This window comes from Bradyrhizobium sp. CCBAU 65884 (assembly GCF_028128835.1).
GTDB classification, from domain to species: Bacteria; Pseudomonadota; Alphaproteobacteria; order Rhizobiales; family Xanthobacteraceae; genus Bradyrhizobium; species Bradyrhizobium ottawaense.
Genome location: NZ_LBJU01000030.1, coordinates 1 through 1151, shown reverse-complemented (window position 1 = coordinate 1151; position 1151 = coordinate 1). Strand labels below are relative to the sequence as shown.

The following is a 1151-nucleotide window of genomic DNA, read 5'->3' as shown; positions in this document are numbered from 1 at the left end:
TTCGCAAGACTCGGAGAACCTCATGCGTTCTGCGGCCCACTCCCACAGCCAGCCGCGAAGAGCTCAGTACGTGCATCTGTGCGGAACCGGCGTTGCGTCGCCTGCAGTCCACGCGCATCTTCCGGAGGAAACTCGGTCGTGAATCGTCGGGCTCAACAAGGTGGCCCAATGTCGTGATGCCAATTCAACACTCCGACGGTAATGTATGAACGGCGGACGCGTGTCCACGACGTGGAATCGTTATCGAGTTGGTTTTCACGCCGAGTTACACGGCACTACGCACAGCCTTGGGCATCGCAGCGGGACACAGGAGATCGACCAGGGCTAGTTGACATAGTGCATAGTGGATGTCGCAAAAACCTTGCACCACCAGAGAGGAAGCAAAATTATGGGACGTGTCAGCGAAAAAGTCATTCTGGTAACCGGCGGGGCTCGAGGGATGGGGGCCGCTCATGCGCGCCTGCTGGTAGCGGAGGGAGCTAAAGTCGTGATCACCGATATTCTTCGTAAGGAAGGAGAGGCCTTCGCGGCCGGCCTTGGCACATCCGCGATTTATCTGCGTCAAGACGTCGCTCAGCCAGAGGAATGGTGCCAAGCGATCGCGGCTGCGGAGAACAAGTTTGGCGCGCTGCATGGCCTCGTCAACAATGCCGGCATAGCCAGTATTGCTCCTATCGAGCAGTTTCCGCTTGAGCAGTGGACGAAGACCCTTGCTGTCAATCTCACCGGTGTCTTTTTGGGAATGCAGACTGCCCTGCCAGCCATGCGCCGCGCGGGCGGAGGCTCGATCGTCAACATCTCGTCGGTCGAGGGGCTGAGGGGTAGTGCAGGGCTTCACGCCTACGTTGCTTCCAAGTTCGGCGTGCGGGGCATTACCAAGTCCGCTGCTTTGGAAGCCGCGGCGTCTGGGGTTCGAATAAACTCAGTCCATCCGGGGTTAATCAACACTTGGATGACAAAGGACTTAGATTCTTCCAGTTTTCCCATTCCGCTTGGGCGGGCAGCCGAGCCGCCGGAAGTGTCACAGGCTGTGTTGTTCCTGCTCAGTGACGAGTCCTCTTATCTTACGGGCTCCGAAATCGTCGTCGATGGCGGTCTGACGATCGGCGTCCCGTACAAGTGTCAGGCGCCCGAAAACATCTTCTGACTAG

1 protein-coding gene is annotated in these 1151 nt (G+C 58.0%); it reads left to right on the top strand.

Going from position 1 to position 1151, the window contains the following annotated elements:
- Positions 1-388 precede the first annotated feature (388 nt).
- On the top strand, positions 389-1147 hold the full coding sequence (locus XI03_RS01600) for a glucose 1-dehydrogenase (RefSeq protein WP_271591102.1): 759 nt from the start codon (positions 389-391) through the stop codon (positions 1145-1147).
- The last annotated feature ends 4 nt before the right edge of the window (positions 1148-1151 follow it).